This window comes from Corallococcus sp. 4LFB (assembly GCF_046520365.1).
GTDB classification, from domain to species: Bacteria; Myxococcota; Myxococcia; order Myxococcales; family Myxococcaceae; genus Corallococcus; species Corallococcus caeni.
The window spans coordinates 26,085-41,529 of the sequence record NZ_JBKGHJ010000015.1; the positions used below are offsets into that span (position 1 = coordinate 26,085).

Annotated in this window: 15 protein-coding genes; 7 read left to right on the forward strand and 8 right to left on the reverse strand. The window is 71.0% G+C overall.

What is annotated here, in order from left to right; translation table 11 throughout:
- Nucleotides 1-14: 14 nt before the first annotated feature.
- Nucleotides 15-491 (forward strand): hypothetical protein, encoded by a 477-nt coding sequence (locus tag ACLEQD_RS03215; protein ID WP_410381697.1) that lies wholly within the window; start codon nucleotides 15-17, stop codon nucleotides 489-491.
- 17 nt (nucleotides 492-508) lie between these two features.
- Here ACLEQD_RS03215 and ACLEQD_RS03220 read toward each other — a convergent pair whose 3' ends face one another.
- Nucleotides 509-1,171 (reverse strand): biotin/lipoyl-containing protein, encoded by a 663-nt coding sequence (locus ACLEQD_RS03220; RefSeq protein WP_410381699.1) that lies wholly within the window; start codon nucleotides 1,169-1,171, stop codon nucleotides 509-511.
- A 262-nt stretch (nucleotides 1,172-1,433) separates the two neighbouring features.
- Between ACLEQD_RS03220 and ACLEQD_RS03225 the strand changes: the two genes are divergently transcribed.
- The 3 genes from ACLEQD_RS03225 to ACLEQD_RS03235 are packed head-to-tail and all read left to right on the forward strand — an operon-like array spanning nucleotide 1,434 to nucleotide 5,356.
- Nucleotides 1,434-2,918, forward strand: coding sequence for an OmpA family protein (locus ACLEQD_RS03225; protein ID WP_410381723.1), 1,485 nt, complete (start codon nucleotides 1,434-1,436; stop codon nucleotides 2,916-2,918).
- Nucleotides 2,846-4,201, forward strand: coding sequence for a WGR domain-containing protein (locus ACLEQD_RS03230; protein WP_410381701.1), 1,356 nt, complete (start codon nucleotides 2,846-2,848; stop codon nucleotides 4,199-4,201). The genes ACLEQD_RS03225 and ACLEQD_RS03230 overlap by 73 nt, the downstream gene beginning before the upstream one ends.
- A 9-nt stretch (nucleotides 4,202-4,210) precedes the next feature.
- Nucleotides 4,211-5,356 (forward strand): STM4014 family protein, encoded by a 1,146-nt coding sequence (locus ACLEQD_RS03235; RefSeq protein ID WP_410381703.1) that lies wholly within the window; start codon nucleotides 4,211-4,213, stop codon nucleotides 5,354-5,356.
- Here the strand turns inward: ACLEQD_RS03235 and ACLEQD_RS03240 are convergent.
- From ACLEQD_RS03240 to ACLEQD_RS03250, 3 genes are read right to left on the reverse strand one after another with little or no spacing between them, the layout of a single operon-like run.
- Entirely contained in the window at nucleotides 5,323-6,222 is a 900-nt protein-coding gene (locus ACLEQD_RS03240) for an STM4011 family radical SAM protein (protein WP_410381705.1), read from the reverse strand. The two genes, ACLEQD_RS03235 and ACLEQD_RS03240, sit on opposite strands and share 34 nt — an antisense overlap.
- Nucleotides 6,219-7,532, reverse strand: a complete 1,314-nt coding sequence (locus ACLEQD_RS03245; protein WP_410381707.1) for an STM4012 family radical SAM protein — start codon at nucleotides 7,530-7,532, stop codon at nucleotides 6,219-6,221. Before ACLEQD_RS03245 ends, ACLEQD_RS03240 begins: the two co-directional genes overlap by 4 nt.
- Nucleotides 7,529-8,341: an STM4013/SEN3800 family hydrolase gene (locus ACLEQD_RS03250; protein ID WP_410381709.1), complete on the reverse strand. Its 813-nt coding sequence runs from the start codon at nucleotides 8,339-8,341 to the stop codon at nucleotides 7,529-7,531. Before ACLEQD_RS03250 ends, ACLEQD_RS03245 begins: the two co-directional genes overlap by 4 nt.
- 336 nt (nucleotides 8,342-8,677) lie before the next feature.
- Between ACLEQD_RS03250 and ACLEQD_RS03255 the strand changes: the two genes are divergently transcribed.
- Nucleotides 8,678-10,978: a S8 family serine peptidase gene (locus ACLEQD_RS03255; protein WP_410381711.1), complete on the forward strand. Its 2,301-nt coding sequence runs from the start codon at nucleotides 8,678-8,680 to the stop codon at nucleotides 10,976-10,978.
- A gap of 93 nt (nucleotides 10,979-11,071) precedes the next feature.
- On the opposite strand, the gene ACLEQD_RS03260 is transcribed toward ACLEQD_RS03255, so the two are convergent.
- Both ACLEQD_RS03260 and ACLEQD_RS03265 read right to left on the reverse strand, forming a co-directional pair.
- Nucleotides 11,072-11,548 carry an SMI1/KNR4 family protein gene (locus ACLEQD_RS03260; protein ID WP_410381713.1) on the reverse strand — a complete coding sequence of 159 codons (477 nt, stop codon included), beginning with the start codon at nucleotides 11,546-11,548 and terminating at the stop codon, nucleotides 11,072-11,074.
- A 5-nt stretch (nucleotides 11,549-11,553) separates the two neighbouring features.
- Nucleotides 11,554-11,895: a hypothetical protein gene (locus tag ACLEQD_RS03265; RefSeq protein ID WP_253895283.1), complete on the reverse strand. Its 342-nt coding sequence runs from the start codon at nucleotides 11,893-11,895 to the stop codon at nucleotides 11,554-11,556.
- Nucleotides 11,896-12,389: 494 nt separating this feature from the next.
- On the opposite strand from ACLEQD_RS03265, the gene ACLEQD_RS03270 reads away from it, so the two are divergent.
- On the forward strand, nucleotides 12,390-12,734 hold the full coding sequence (locus ACLEQD_RS03270) for a hypothetical protein (protein WP_410381715.1): 345 nt from the start codon (nucleotides 12,390-12,392) through the stop codon (nucleotides 12,732-12,734).
- Here ACLEQD_RS03270 and ACLEQD_RS03275 read toward each other — a convergent pair whose 3' ends face one another.
- The gene (locus tag ACLEQD_RS03275; protein WP_410381717.1) at nucleotides 12,735-14,210 is read right to left on the reverse strand and encodes a hypothetical protein; all 1,476 of its coding nucleotides are present in this window, start codon (nucleotides 14,208-14,210) and stop codon (nucleotides 12,735-12,737) included.
- Between the two features lie 123 nt (nucleotides 14,211-14,333).
- Complete coding sequence (locus tag ACLEQD_RS03280; RefSeq protein WP_410381719.1) at nucleotides 14,334-14,828, reverse strand: peroxiredoxin; 495 nt, start codon at nucleotides 14,826-14,828, stop codon at nucleotides 14,334-14,336.
- A gap of 108 nt (nucleotides 14,829-14,936) precedes the next feature.
- Here ACLEQD_RS03280 and ACLEQD_RS03285 point away from each other — a divergent pair.
- Nucleotides 14,937-15,445 (forward strand): FHA domain-containing protein (locus ACLEQD_RS03285; protein WP_410381721.1); only part of this gene is annotated, 509 nt, incomplete at its 3' end.

The following is a 15,445-nucleotide window of genomic DNA, read 5'->3' on the forward strand; positions in this document are numbered from 1 at the left end:
GGCAGGGGGCGCGGGTGTTCCGGGTCGAAGGAGGGCGAGACTCCAGGAGCGGCCTTCTCCAGGACACCGCCATCCGAGGATGGGACGTAGGGCTCCATCCCATCCAGGACACGCCGGAGGATGCGGCCATCACGGCTGATGGCGTACCGGACCCCAGAATCGAGTCCCGGCCGTGTTGCGCCGCAAGCCGCAGGGTCCATATCGATGCGGACGAAGAGGATGTCGTCGCGCTGGATGACCCTGAAGACATGAGAGGCGCGTCGTTCAGCGCACGGCGTGTCGGGTCGCTCCGGAGGCAGGAAGTCATCGGCCGCCAGGGTCAGGGCCCTGAGCACGGCTCCATCGATGACGAAAAGCCGGTCCGCCGCACCGACATGAAGCGGTGCCTGTTCGAAGAACTGGGGGAAGAGGATGGAGCGGTCATCTTCCACCGAGGCATTGCCCGCCACGAACGCGCGAGCACACCCGACGGCAGCGAGCCCCAGCAGTGACACTGACCAGCCCCACCTCACGGCAGCGCATCACGCAGGCCCGGGAACCACGCGACGATGAGCCGCTGCGTTCCCAGCTTCACCCGGGCCCGGCCCTTCATGCCGTCCTGGTAGACGCGCTTCTTGCCGTCCCGCTCATAGTTGCGGGACGGCACGTGCGCCCGGACCAGCACCGCCCCTTGCCCGAACACGTCGCGGCCCGGCAGCTGCGCCTTCGCGTACCGGAGCGATACCTCCGGGCCCTCCACCTTCTCGATGACCGTCTCGAATGGCACCGGCATCCCCGGCAGCTGGTACTCCAGCGTCATCCCCGGGGCCAGCTCCGGCCGGTACTCCCCCGGGAACACCACATAGAGCGATGGCAGCACGGCCTCCCGGTTCAACAACGACGCCACCGGCTGCCCCGCCTCCACTTCCGCCCCCTTCGTCACCGTCACCCGGCCCACCATCGCCGACAGCGGCGCCACCGCCTCCGCAGTCCCCGCCGCCGTCTCCAGCCGCGCCACCACCTGCCCGGCCTGGACCGTCTCGCTCAGCCCCACGTCCACCGACACCACTCGCCCCGCGGCCGGCGCCGGGACGTCCACCCACTCGCCTAGTTCGAGCAGCACCGACCCTCGCGCCGAGCGCTCCACCCGCACCATCCCCGCCAGCATCCCCAGCGTCACCACCGCTCCCACCGCGCTCCAGGCCCATGCCCGCCGTGAAAAGCGGGAGGCCACCTTGGGGGAGGAGGGGACAGGCGTCGGAGGGGAGGCAGGCCGCGGATCCATGCGCCAGCGAGGATGATCCATCCCCGCCTCCCCACGCCAGGACTGGTTGGAACAGGGAATTCACCGCGAAGCCTTCAACCTGCCCCCCGGTACAGGTCCGTCGCGCCCGCCTGCTCCCTCTACAGGACTGTATCCCTGCATCGTCCCGGGGCGCCTTGTGCCATGCTGCGTGGCGCCTCGTGGACTCCTCCTTCCTCAAGATCGGGTCACTGGTCCTCGCCGGACTCCTGGCCCCGGGTGCGCTCGCGGCCGAAACGACGCGCGAGGACCAGGCGCGCGCGGAGCTGGAGCGCCAGCTGCGCGACCTGGTCCCCGAATCCCCCTCCGAGGTGCAGGTGCTCTTCGCGGGCTTCAAGCCCGAGGACGGCTACCGGCTCGTGGAGACCGACTTCCTCCTGGATGGCGAACCGCTCGCCGTCCCGTCGCTGGAGGAGCTCAACGCGCCCGGCGTGCACCGGCTCGCGAACCTGAAGGTCGAACCCGGCGAGCACACCCTCGTCTCGCGCGTCACGTACACCAACGGCTCCTGGAGCCTGTTCAGCGAGACCAACGGCTTCCTCTGGAAGATCACCGCGTCCGTCGGCTTCCAGACCCAGCGCGGCCTGCGCGTCGTGGTGAAGGCGTCCCCGGCCGTCGTCCCCAACGCGCCGGATCCGCGCCTCAAGCTCAAGCTCACCCACGCCGTCACCGCGGAGATGATCCAGCCGCTGAAGGACGAGCCCACCGTCGCCACCGCGCCCCCGCCCGTGAAGCCGGCCCCGGTGGACGCCGGCGCCCCGGTGAAGGTCGCCCAGCCCACGCCAGCGCCGGACGCGGGCGTGAAGCCCACGACGACCGTCGTCTCCGTGACGCCGCCCGTGGAGCGCACGCCCGTGGCCCCCAGCCGCCTGCGCCTCCAGGTGACGTCCAGGAAGCCCACCAAGGCCACCGCCTTCGTGCGCGGCAAGGGCGAGCCCCTGAAGCTCACGCTCGCCGCGGCCAAGAAGGGCCGCAAGCCGCAGGACGTGCCGCTGTCCGCGGGCGCGTACACGGTGGACCTCATCGCCGACGGGTTCCTCGCGCAGACGCGCCAGGTGGAGCTGGGCGCGGGCGCCGAGGCGTCGCTGGCCTTCGCGCTGGTGCCCGCGCCCAAGGCCGCCAAGGCCGCCACGGTGAAGGAGGGCCGCATCGAGCTGCCCGAGCCCCTGAGCTTCGACGAGAAGAAGCCCGTGCCCACCAAGGCCGCGCTCGCGGGCCTGGACCTGCTGGTGGACCTGCTCGTGCGCAACCCGAAGGCCCGCCTGCGCATCGGGGCCACACCGACTCGAAGGAGGTCCCCGAGCCCGCGCGTCAGAGCCTCTCCGACGCCCGCGCCCGCGCCGTGGCCGACCTGCTGATCCGCGCCGGCGTGGCCCCGTCCCGCGTGGAGGCCGTGGGCCTGGGCGACAGCAGCCCCAAGGCCCCCAACCTCATCCCCCGTGGCCGTGAGCTCAACCGCCGCGTGGAGCTGACGCTGCTGCGCCCTGATACGGATTCGCGCGGCTTGAGGTTGCTGGAGGGCTCCTCTAGCGTCCCGGGCGTTCTTCGCCAAAGGGCCGCGCGATGCCTCGCTACGAGTTCACCGAAGGCAGCTCCAGCAAGTTCTGGGAGATCACCCTGGAGGGCACCACGCTGACCAAGCGCTGGGGCCGCATCGGCACCGACGGCCAGGAGAAGGTCGAGGCGTTCGACTCCAAGGCCGAGGCCAAGAAGGAATACGAAGCGCAGGTCCGCGAGAAGGAGCGCAAGGGCTACACGCTCGCCGGGAGTGCGGACGGCGACGGGGGCGAGGCCACCGCCGAGTCCGCCGTCAACCCGGACCTGGAGGCCGCCATCCTCGCGAAGCCCGACGACGTGAAGGGCTATCTCACATACGCCGAGTGGCTCGAGGGCGAGGGCGATCCGCGCGCCGAGCTCATCCTGCTCCAGCACTCCGCGCTGGACGCGCCCGCCGCCAGGGCCACGGCCGTGCGGAAGCAGGCCGCGAAGTTCGTCGAGGACCACGCGGACGAGCTGCTGGGCGAGTCGCTGGCGGAGGCGGTCTCCGACGAGACCCTCAAGCTGGAATGGCACCTGGGCTTCATCCGCGAGGCCCGGCTGGGTCAGGTGGACTACGACTCCACGGCGAACATCCCGGACCTCTTGGCCGAGCTGCTGGCCCATCCGTCCGCGCGCTTCCTGAGCCGCTTGACGCTCGGCATGGCCAGCTTCGACGGCGAGAACGATTACGACGAGACGCTGGCGGTGCTCGCGAAGGCGAAGCCCGCGCCGCCGCTGCGCTCGCTGTTCATCGGCGACTTCGAGTTCCCGGACGAGACGGAGATCTCCTGGACGCAGGTGGGCGACCTCAAGCCGCTCTACAAGGTCTATCCCCAGCTCCAGGAGCTGCGCGTGCGCGGCGGTGAAATCGGACTGGGGAAGATCGACCTGCCGGAGCTGCGCTCCTTCACCGTGGAGACGGGGGGCCTCGATCAGGGCTCGGTGAAGGACATCGCGAAGGCGAAGTGGCCGAAGCTGGAGGCGCTGGAGGTCTGGTTCGGTCAGGAGAACTACGGCGCGGGCGGCGGGGTGAAGGACCTCAAGCCGCTGCTGGACGCGGAGGGCGTGCCGGCGTTGCGCAAGCTGGGCCTGCGCAACGCGGAGTTCACGGACGAGCTGTGCGCGGCGCTGCCCCAGTCGAAGCTCCTGGCCCAGCTCGGGGAGCTGGACCTGTCCATGGGCACGATGAGTGACGCGGGCGCACAGACGCTGGCGGAGAACGCCAAGGCCTTCGCGCATCTCAAGTCCCTGGACGTCACCCAGAACTTCCTCACGAAGGAAGGGCAGAAGGCCGTGGCGAAGGTCGCCCAGGCCGTGGCGAGCGGCAACCAGCGCACGCCGTACGACGAGGAGTCGCGCTACGCCGCCGTGGGGGAGTAGCCCGTCCCCATGCCGTCCGCCGCGCCGCCGTTCCTGATCATCGGCAACCCCGGGAACCGGCGCGTCACGCTCTTCCAGGAGGCCCTGGGCCGCGCGGGCCTTCCCGCCGCGCACGTGGTGGCGTGGGAGCAGGTGGCCCGCGCCCCGGACGTCCTCCTGGAGCTGCCGGACACGGAGCGCCTCGTCCGCATCGACGCGGCGGGGGAGGACGCGGCCGTGGAGCGGGCCTTCCTCCAGCGCGGCTTCGCGGATGCGCTCGGCACCGGCTGCGACACCGTGACGCCCGAGGCGCTGGACGCGCTGCCGGAGGAACATGGCCGCGTGCTGTGTCCCCGGCAGCACCACCTGGGCTTCCTGCGCGTGCTGGAGGACCTGTCCGCCCGGTTCGCCCTGCGTCCCCGCTGGCGCGTGCTGTCCGCGCCGGGCGCCATCGCGGACCTGTTCGACAAGCGGACCACGTCGCGCCGGTACGCGGGCCTGGGCATCCCCGTGCCGCCGTTCCTGGACGTGGCCCCGGGCACCACGCCGGAGGCCCTGCGCCACGCCCTGCGCGAAGCCGGCTTCCGCGAGGCGTTCGTGAAGCTGTCCTGCGGTTCGTCCGCGTCGTGCCTCGCCATGTACCGGCCGAGCCGGCGGGAAGGCGAAGCGGGCTCGCTGCTCACCAGCCTGCACCGGGGCGCCACCGGCTGGTTCAACTCCCTCAAGGTGCGCCGCGTGACGGACGCGCGGGAGGTGGACGCGGTGCTGGCCTTCCTCCTGCGGGAAGGCTCGCAGGTGGAGGAGTCCCGGCTCAAGGCGCGGCTGGGCGGGGACGTGTTCGACTGCCGCGTCCTCACCGTGCGCGGCGAGCCCGCCTTCACCGTCGTGCGCCAGAGCCGCCTGCCCATCACCAACCTGCACCTGGGCGGCTACCGGGGAGACCTGGACGCGCTCCACGCGGCGGTGCCCCCCCGCGAGCTGGAGGCCGCGATGGAGAGCTGCCGCGCCGTGGCCCGCGCGCACGACTGCCTCCACGTGGGCATCGACCTGATGTTCGAGGACTTCTTCCATGGCCACCGCGTGCTGGAGGCGAACGCCTTCGGGGACCTGCTCCCCGGCCTCACGCGCGACGGCCTGTCCGTCTACGACTGGGAGCTCCGCGAAGCGCTGCGCTGAGCCCCGCCCGTCCACAGCCGCGTCGCCGGCACGCGCTCCAGCAGCCCGGAGCCGAACACGCGATCCAGCTCCAGGTACTCCAGGTGCACGTAGCCGATGTGGCAGCCGCACGTGTCCTTCGAGCAGGGGCGCGGCTTCAACGCCGCGTCGAAGTCCGGCGCGTAGAGGTTGCCCAGCGGCTCCTTGATGAAGTGGCACCGGTACGCGGTGCCGTCACCGTCCACGGACAGCACGGACTCGCCGCCACGGCAGGCGCGGCCCCGGCTGGGATGGCGGGTGTTGTTCACCGGGAACAGCGGGTCGATGCGCGTGAAGCGCTCCACGTCCTCGGGCGTGTACGCGTCCAGGCCGTCCTTCACCGCGTTGATCCACAGGTACGTGTCCTCGGGCAGCTCGCGGCGCAGGGCCTCCGCCTCGTCCGCGAAGCGCCGGAAGCCCACCATGCCCGCGCTGTGGCGCACGCCGTGCTCCGACAGCCGCTCGCACTGCGCCAGGAAGCGCGGGCGCTTCATCCACTCCGGATGGTACGTGGCCCAGATGCCCAGCTTCTCCGTGCGGCAGTCCGCGAGCCAGTCCAGCCGGCAGGAGAGGTTCGTCTGCACCGCCGCGCGCTCCACGTGGGGCAGGTGCGTCAGCCGCGCCAGGGCCTGCTGGTACCAGGGCCAGATGAGCGCCTCGCCCCACGGCGTGAAGAACACGGACACGGTGTCCTGCGTGCGCGACTCCACCCACTGGAGGAACCGCTCCAGGTCCGCGCGGTCCTTCGTGAGCTCCTCCTCGCTCTGCTTCCACTTGCCGAAGGGGCAGTACTCGCAGCCGTAGTTGCAGCCGGACAGCGGGCCCCGGTAAAGCACGGTGAGCTTCATCGCCAGGCGTACTCCTGCATCCGTGCACGCACGGCCTCGGAGTCCAGCCACGGGCCAATGAGGTCCGAGCGCTCCACGCCCGCGGCCGTGAGCTGGAACACGCCGTCCACGTCGCGCGCCAGCCCGTGCGCCTCCAGCTCCGCGAGCATCGGGAAGTCCGCCTTCGCCTCCGTGCCGAAGCGCTGGCGGTACACGCCCGGGTCCACGCCCTCCGCGAGCAGCGACAGCACCAGGTGCCGGTGGCGCTGCTCGGCCGCGTCCAGCACGAAGCCGTAGCGCACCTCGCCGAACGACGCCGCGTCCCGTTCGACATAGGCCTGGATGATGCCGCGCACCTCGCGCGAGGCCACGGCGTACTCGGACGAGTAGTGCACCGCGCCCGCGTAGGAGCGCGCCCCCACGCCCAGGCCCACCATGCCGTCCTCCTGGCAGCGGTACACCGCGCCGCGAGCGGCCGGGGCGTGCGCCGCGCGGAACATCCGCATGGACACCTGCGTGTAGCCGCGCGACAGGAGGAAGTCTCGGCCGGTGCGGTAGAGCGACAGCCGCAGGTCGTCCCACGCGCGCGACTTCTTGCCCAGGAAGGTGAGGGGCCGCACGTAGAGCGGGTAGAGGTACAGCTCCTCCGGCGCGTACCGCAGCGCGGCCTCCAGCGAGTGCTGGAACGTCTCCACCGTCTGGCCCTCGATGCCGTAGATGAGGTCCAGGTTGAGCGTGGGGAAGCCCGCGCTCCGCAGCAGCTCCAGCGTGGCCTCCACCTGCGCCGTCTTCTGCGGCCGCTTCACCGCGGCGACCTCCGCCTCCAGGAAGCTCTGCACGCCCATGCTCACCCGGTCCACGCCCCGGGCCTTCAAGAGCGCGACCTTGTCCGCGTCCACCGTCTCCGGCGACACCTCCACGGACATGGGCACGTCGCGCGGGTCCACGCCCAGCTCCGCCGCCAGGTCGAACACCGTCTCCAGCCCCGCGACATCCAGCAGGGTGGGGGTGCCGCCACCGATGGCGGCGCGCGCGAACGTGGCCGGCCCCAGCGCGTCCTTCACCCGGCGGGCCTCCCGCTTCAGCGCGGCGAGCCACGCGTCGACGACGTCCTCCTTGGGGCCCGCGGCGGTGAAGAGGTTGCAGAACCCGCAGCGCATCTCGCAGAAGGGCACGTGCAGGTAGAGGAACAGCGCGTCCCGCCGCTCCTTCGCCCAGACGTCCTCCAGCGGCAGCGCGGGCGTGAGCGGGCGGTAGGCTGTCTTGTGCGGGTAGCCGTAGAGGTACGCCACGTAAGGCGTCCCATCGAGCATCGACTCCAGGCGCGTCATGGCGCGGAGTCTACCGGCAGCACGAACTGGCCATAGGGCACCGTCCACACCACCGGGTGCCCCAGCCGGTGCCCCGTGTAGCCGTCCTCGCCGTATGCCGTCCCGTGGTCCGAACACACGATGCAGAAGGCCGGGCCGCGCCGGCGCAGCGCCTGGAACAGGGGCCCCAGCTGGCCGTCCACGTACGCCAGGGCCGCCGCCTGCGTCGCCTTCGAGTCCTCCGTCGCCCCGGGCACGTAGTGCCGGTTGGGCTGGTGCAGCGCGGAGACGTTGATGAACAGGAACACCCGCTGCTCCCGGGGCAAGGCGCCCAGGATTTTCACCGCGAGTGATGCCTGATTTTCCGTGGATCGGGGGGCGGTGACGCCCAGCGAGGGGTCCCAGTGCGCCTCCGAGAAGAGGCCCGGGAGCACGCGGCCCAGGGGGTTCCGCTGGTTGAAGAAGCCCGTCCCGCCAATGCACACCGTGTGATAGCCGCGCCCGGCCAGCCCGGTGACGAGGTCCGGCGCGTCCAGCACGCAGGTGCCGGGGCCGGTCGTCTCGCTGCCCTCGAAGCGCAGGGCGAAGGGGCGCGGGTGGCGGCCCGGGGTGACGGGGGTGGGGAGGAAGCCCGAGAAGAAGGCCTGGTGCGCGGCGTAGGTGAAGCTCGCCGGGCTGTGGCGCTCCTCCCACCGGCCGCCGGGCAGGAGCGCGGCCAGGGTGGGGGTGCGGCCCGCCTCCAGCGCTTCGCGGGCCACGTCGTAGCGGAGCGTGTCCAGCGTGAGGAAGAGCAGGTCGTGCGTGCCGACCAACGCGTTCAGGTCATGCATGCGGACCGGCGGGGCGGGGAGGGGACCTCATCGACGGGAGGTCCCCATACCTCGTCCGGGACGGCGGGACTACGACCTCGGCGCGGTCTCGGCCGGGGGGCGGGGCCGCGCCGCTCCTGGGTTCGCCAGCCACTCCGGCGGTTCGTTTCCGCTCTGACTGATGCACTCACGCGCCTGAAACCTGAGCGCTCCCACCCCTCCCCAACCACCTGGGCCTACCCGGAAAGGACGCCCACGCCGCAAAAAGCACACCCTGTTGCAACTGAGTGGCAAGGACTTGAAATGCCGCCTTGATACGTATTACAGCTTATTCTCCTTTTGAAGGGAGTGCCCGAAATGCAGAACATGCGGAAGCGGTTCTCGACGTCTCGTGGTGGCTGGCGGCCGGTGACGGCGCTGGTGCTGGGCTGCACCCTCGCGGTTCCGGCCGGGGCGTTCGCGGTGGAGCGCACCCCTTCAGCGGCCACCCGGGCTCCGGCGGCGTCGGGGGCGGCGGTGGCGACGGCGCTCCAGGCGGGGGGCACTTCGCTGGCGACGCCAGCGGGGCTGGTGTTCCACCAGACGGTGCGGCCGGTCAGCGCCCTGCGTACGCTGGACGTGGTGCAGGGCACCGGCGTGCAGCTGCACGTCTGGCGTGAGCGGCAGGCGGACGGCACGGAGCGCGCCTTCTCCGCGTACACGCGCGGCGGCACGGAGCTCTTGGGCCGCGTGCAGCAGGAGGAGTACCTCATCCGGCTGGCGGAGGCGGCGTTCGACCCGCTGGCGCGCACCGCGCCGCTGCTGGGCAACGCGCTGGTGGCGGACCGGGACAACACGCTGGCGCTGGTGCAGTTCCACGCCACGCCGCTGCCGGAGTACCGGGAAACCCTCGAGAACGCGGGCGGCAAGGTGCTGCGCTTCCTGTCGGACCACACGTACCTGGTGGAGATGCCGGCGGAGGTCCGCGCGCGCGTGGCCCAGCTCCCCGCCGTGCGCTGGGTGGGGGACTACCACCCGGAATGGCGCCTGGAGCCGGTGCTGCGCGACGCGCTGCTGGGGCGCTCGGCGGCGCTCGCGCCCCAGCGCTACTCCATCATGCTGGGGGAGCGCGGCGCCGCGCGGCAGGCCCGCGTGACGGCGCTGGTGGAGCGGCTGGGCGGCAAGGTGGACCTGGTGGAGCCGGGCGGCCTGCGCGTGGAGGCGACGCTCAGCCAGGAGCAGCTGGCGCAGCTCGTGCGCGCCAACGAGGTGCAGTTCATCGACCGCTGGGGGGGCCCCGGCGAGGTGGACATGGACATCGTGCGCGCGACGGGCGGCGCCAACTACATCGAGACGCTCAAGGGCTGGAACGGGCAGGGCGTGCGCGGTGAGATCTTCGACACCGAGCTGCGCACCACCCACCGCGAGTGGCCCACCGCGCCCATCATCCACAGCGTGGGCACGTCCTCCGGTTCGCTGCACGGCACGAGCTGCTACAGCCACAACTTCGCCCGGGGCGTGGATCCGCTGGCCAGGGGCCTGCTGCCGGGCGGGCAGGGCATCTTCTTCCTCTACTCGGAGTCCACGCAGTTTGGCGGCACCAGGTCCCGCTACACGGCGAACCAGGAGCTCATCAACCCGAGCGGCCCCTACCGCGCGGTGTTCCAGACCTCCAGCGTGGGCAGCGCGCTGACGACGTCGTACACGACGATCTCCGCGGAGGTGGACGACTACCTCTTCAAGGCGCCGCTCTTGAGCACGCAGTCGCAGAGCAACAGCGGCACGCGCAACTCGCGGCCGCAGGCGTGGGCGAAGAACATCGTCTCCGTGGGCGGCATCCGGCACTACAACACGCAGACGCGCACGGATGACCGCTGGTCCTCGGGCGCGAGCATCGGCCCGGCGGCGGACGGCCGCATCAAGCCGGACCTGGCCTTCTACTACGACAGCATCCGGGGCGCGTCCGGCTCCTCCGACAGCAGCTACACGGAGTTCAGCGGCACCAGCTCCGCGACGCCCCAGACGTCCGGCCACTTCGGCCTCTTGCACCAGATGTGGCACCAGGGCGTGTGGGCCGGCCACGGCGGCAAGGCGGACGTCTTCACCAGCCGCCCGCAGATGGCCACCGCGAAGGCGCTGATGATCAACGGCGCGGCCAGGTACAACTGGCTGGCGGGCGGCGCCAACGCGGACCTTGACCGCAACAAGCAGGGCTGGGGGACGTCCGACCTGAAGCGCCTGTACGACCGCGCCGCGAAGACGTTCGTCGTCGACGAGACGGACGTCCTCACGCCGCTCGCGACCAAGACGTACACCTTCACCGTGGCCAGCGGTGAGCCGGAGCTCAACGTCACGATGGCCTACACGGACCCCATGGGCACCGTGGGCGCGGCCCGGGCGCGCATCAATGACTTGTCCCTGCGCGTGACGGCGCCCAACGGCACCGTGTACTGGGGCAACAACGGGCTGACTGCGGGCAACGTGTCCACGGCCGGCGGCGTGTCCAACAAGGTCGACACCGTGGAGAACGTCTTCCTCGCGAACCCCGCCGCGGGCACGTGGAAGGTGGAGGTCCTGGCGGACGAGCTGGTCCAGGACGCTCGCACGGAGACCACGGCGGTGGACGCCGACTACGCCCTGGTGGTGAGCGGCGTGCAGCTCACCTCGAAGTTGCCGTAGGCGCTTTCTCCGTCCGGCGCATCCCGCGCGGGCTCCGGGAGGTCCGGGGCCCGCGTGGCTTCAATCCGTTCGACCGATGACTTCAGGCTCAGGTCAGCGACCCGGTGGCTCGCTGCCCAACCAGAATGCACGGTTGCCACTGCGCAGCGCCCGCTCCAGGAACTCCGCGAATCTGGATGCGATGCGCTCCATCTCCTCCGGGAAGGTCTCATGGAAGGCGTCGAACAGCGGATATCGGCCCGCCTCGCGCTGGGCGCTGTCCATGACGACGTAATCGGAGTCCTGCATGTCCACCAGCGTGAAGACGGACGGCGCCCCATCCCGGTCCTCGTCGCTGGCGCGGATGGCTAGGCGGGCGCGACGGATCTCAGCGAGAGGCAAGACGCGGTAGAGCGCATCGGCCCGTGGCGCGAAGAGCGTGCACCCGTCGCAGTGGAGGTAAAAGGCCCGCAGATCCTCGTCCAAGTCCCACCCGACGCGCGCCTCGAAGGCAGCCAACTGCGCGGGCGTCGCGGGCGTGTTGGGGAAGTGGAGCCGGGAGACTTCGGCCAGGAGTTGGTCCATGAGCATGGCCGTCAATCCACGTAGGGCCGCGCGGGGCCTGGCTTCAGCCACTGGCCACCCGGCGCGTAGCAGGCGGGATACTCGCGGTTGAGCACACCGTGCACGTCGTCGGGCACCGGGAGGACGTTATCGCGGGCAACCGGCGCCCCGCCGTGCCCCAGGTCGAAGATGTGGTGCCCCTGCCAGTTGACACCCCCCGTCGATGGCCAGCCGCCGAACTCGCGGCCCCACTCATCGCGGAACGCGTTGCGAGAGTTCTTCCATGTGTCCCGGCGCCACTTCCCGTCCGACACCTTCGGGTAGTCGCAGCAGCAGTGGGTGATGGCGAGGCGGCCGCCAGCCTCCGCAGGCATGAAAAGGTAGCGCCCCTGCCAGTCCCCCTTGATGTCGGCCAGCCACATGCAGCCCATGAGCGGGTAGCCCTGCGCTGCGCACTTCGATTCGCACCGGGACAGGAATGCGGCGCTGCACAGCCATGGCCCGTAGTAGATGGTCGTGCGGAGCTTCCCGCCGTCCGGCGTCCTGACGACCGACCCGACCCACTTCGAGCGCGCCGGACTGCCGCCTCCGCCGACAGTGGCCGAACCACACCCGACAAGGGCGAGGAGCACGACTGCGCTCGCGAGGCTGCGGATCATGAGCATGAGAGCGACTGCCATCGCAATCCATGCAAACACGGTGAAAGATGGAAGTGAAGTCGGGGCGGCGCGGCGTGCCCGGCTGGGTGGAGCGCGGTCCGCCATGAGGCATCGCATGCGCAGACGGAAACTTCAGCAGCTTGCTGCCTTCAACGCTCGCCTGGGGCCCATCTGTGGCTGAGGACTCGTGGGCACAAGACGCAGTTCTTGTGGCGGAGGCGCTCAACCTCCTGACCGTCCTGGCCTCACCTCGTCTCTTCGAACGGTGGTGCACCCAGGCCCCGGCCGAGGAGCTGCGCACCGTGCTCCAGTCCCGCATGGCGGCGCTCTCGGCTTTCTGCGCGAAGGCGTGGGGCAGCCCGGATGCGGAGCGCTTCCGGACCGCATCTCCCAGGGTGCAATCGTTCGCGGAGTCCCTGGTAGCCGCGCCCTCCGGCCACCTCATGGACTCCGGCTGGAACGCCCAGGCCCGCGAGTGCCTGGATGCGCTGGGCGTCCCGGTGCCTCCCGGCGGATGGGAGGCCTTCGAGGGGTTGCCTGTCAGCAGCGGATGATCAGTGCTCCGCGTCCGCGGGCTTCGCGGCGCCCTGCTGCTGCTGGGCCACGGGCGGGACGGCGCGCTGGATGACTGGCGGGGAGGCGTTGAGCGTCCCCACCCAGAGCCGGCCGTGGAAGCCCTTGTCGCTGGGCGCGTCGAACAGCGCCACCTTGCGCGGCGTGCCCGGCTCCTGGCGCAGCTCCGGCGTGGGGCTCAGCGCGAACACGTTGCAGTCCACCTGCTCCCAGACGTTGAAGCGGCAGGAGAACTGCGAGCCTCGCGCGAAGCCCACCTCCAGCGCCTTCACCGGCGAGGAGGGCAGGGCCTTCGTCAGCCGCGAGCCCAGCGGCTCGAAGTCCTTGTTCCAGCTCACCGGCTTCGTGCGCACGTGCACGTCGCCCGCGAGCGCCAGGAGCCACGTGTCCGGGTTCGCCTGACGCCAGGCGATGAGGTTCTTCGCCATCTCCGCCTCGCGCGCGTTGCCGGAGGCGTTGTTGGAGTCGAACGCCAGCACCGTCACGGAGTGGCCCTGCGCACGCAGCCGGCGCGCCTGCTCGATGAGGCGCAGGAGCGCGCCGCTGCTGCGGCCGTCCTGGTACACGCGGCGCCAGAAGGAGCTGACCACCAAGAGCCGCTCCAGGTCCGGGCCGTGGCCCTCGCTGGCCAGGTAGTCATCCAGCGCGCCCTGGTCCTCCGACGGCATGGACAGCGCCAGCGCCACCGGCAGCTTCTTCTCCACCGCGTCGCAGAGCATCCGCGTGGCCACCTCCGGCAGCTCGCGCGTGCCCAGCGGGTCTCCCACCAGCACCGTGTGCCCGGCGGCCAGCAGCGGCTCCACGCCCTCCAGCGGCTCGCCGCACTTCACGGGCGGCGGCCGGGCCGTGTCGTCGTCCCAGCCCTCCACCTGCACCGAGCGCACGGGCGCGGTCGTCCTGCCGCCCACCAGCTCCAGCGACGGCACCATCTCCAGCTTCGTCAGCAGCTTGCGCTCCAGCGACAGGTCGCGCGTGCCGCGCACCATCTTGAAGCCCTCCATGTCCGGCACGCCATCGAAGGTGAAGCGCTCGAACGTCTTCCGGGAGAGGTACTTCTCCTCGTCCTGGATGCGCTCGTTGAGCCACTTGGGCTTCACCTCGATGTTGGTGTCCTGCTCGCGGTAGCGCAGGCGGAAGACGCGGATGACGGACTGGCGCGGGCCCACCGCCGCGCCCTTCACGAAGTAGCGCTCGAAGGTGCGGTTGCCGGGCAGGTTCATCCCGGGCTCGTGCGCGGAGGTGTAGAGCTCGTGGTGGCCCGCGCGCTCGAAGACGTCGTAGCGCTGCTCCTCGAAGACGCGCCGCATGGTGAAGAGCGCCTCGTCCAGCGGCACCAGGTACACCGTCTCCTCCGTGGGCACCTCCTCGTCCCCCGGGCCCTCGTCATGCAGGTCCTTCGTCAGGCTCGCGCAGCCGCCGACGCACAGCGACAGTCCCAGCAACCAGTGAAACCGCATGACATGACCTCCGGCCCACCCGATGTGTCCCATTGTTGCTCGCGACGGGGGTGCGACGTCCCGGCTCCCACCGCCAGGACGTCGTGAATCAGTCTACCGGGAAACGCGGGGCAAACGCGTGTGTCAGGCAGGACGGGTGGGAGCGGTTCCCTGGCCCGTGAGCGACCGGACGACCTCCAGCGCCACTTCGGCGTGCTTCTTCACCTGCACCTGCGAGTCGAACGCGTAGCGGATGGTGCCGCCCTTGTCGGCGACGAACGTCACCCGCCCGGGCAAGAGCCCCAGGAAGTTGGTGCCCACGCCAAAGGCCTTGCGCGCCGCGCCATCCGGGTCGCTGAGGAGGCGGAAGGGGAGCCGGTGCTTCGCGATGAACTTCTCGTGGGACTCGGCGGAGTCGCTGCTGATGCCCACCACGTCCGCGCCCGCGTCGGTGAAGTCCTGGTACTGGTCCCTCAGGCTGCAGGCCTGGACGGTACATCCCGGAGAGTCGTCCCGAGGGTAGAAGTAGATGACCATCGCCTTGTCCCCCAGCAGGTCGCGCAGGCGCACCGGCACGTCGCCCGGCCCCCGCAGCGTGACGTCCGGAACCGAATCCCCTTCTTTCAGCATCTTGGCCATGAAGTCCCTCTCCTCCCGGGGGAGCATGGACCGCGCGCTGCCTGACCCGCAAATCAATCGGGCTTCCGGGTTGCCCGGAATTCATGGGCCTGGGCATTCTTTCAGGGAATGCCGTCACGCGACCTGATGGACACCGAGGACTCCCGCAAGGGGGCCTCCCGCGCCGCCCCGGCGGACCGGCTGTACCTGCTGCTGTTGCTGGGCAACACCTCCACGCTGGTGCCGCTGCCCCGGGAGGGGGCGGTGGTGATTGGCCGCGCGGCGGAGTCGGACCTCCTGGTGGAGGACGCGTCGGTGAGCCGCCAGCACGCGCGGGTGGGGGTGGCGGAGGGCGAGGCGTTCATCGCGGACCTGGGCAGCCACAACGGCGTGCGGGTCAACGGCGAGCGGGTGCAGGGCAGCCGGCCGCTGGACGGCGGCGACGTGGTGACGCTGGGCAACGTGACGCTGGTGTTCCACCGGGGCGAGCGGCCCCTGCCGGAGCGGCGGGCGCTGGAGGCCGAAGGGCTGCGGGCGCGGCTCTCCGAGGAGCTGGACCGGGTGCGCGGCTCCGGCCTGGCGGTGAGCGTGCTGGCGCTGGAGGTGGAGTCCGCGCGGGTGCCGCCGCTGGAGCTGGT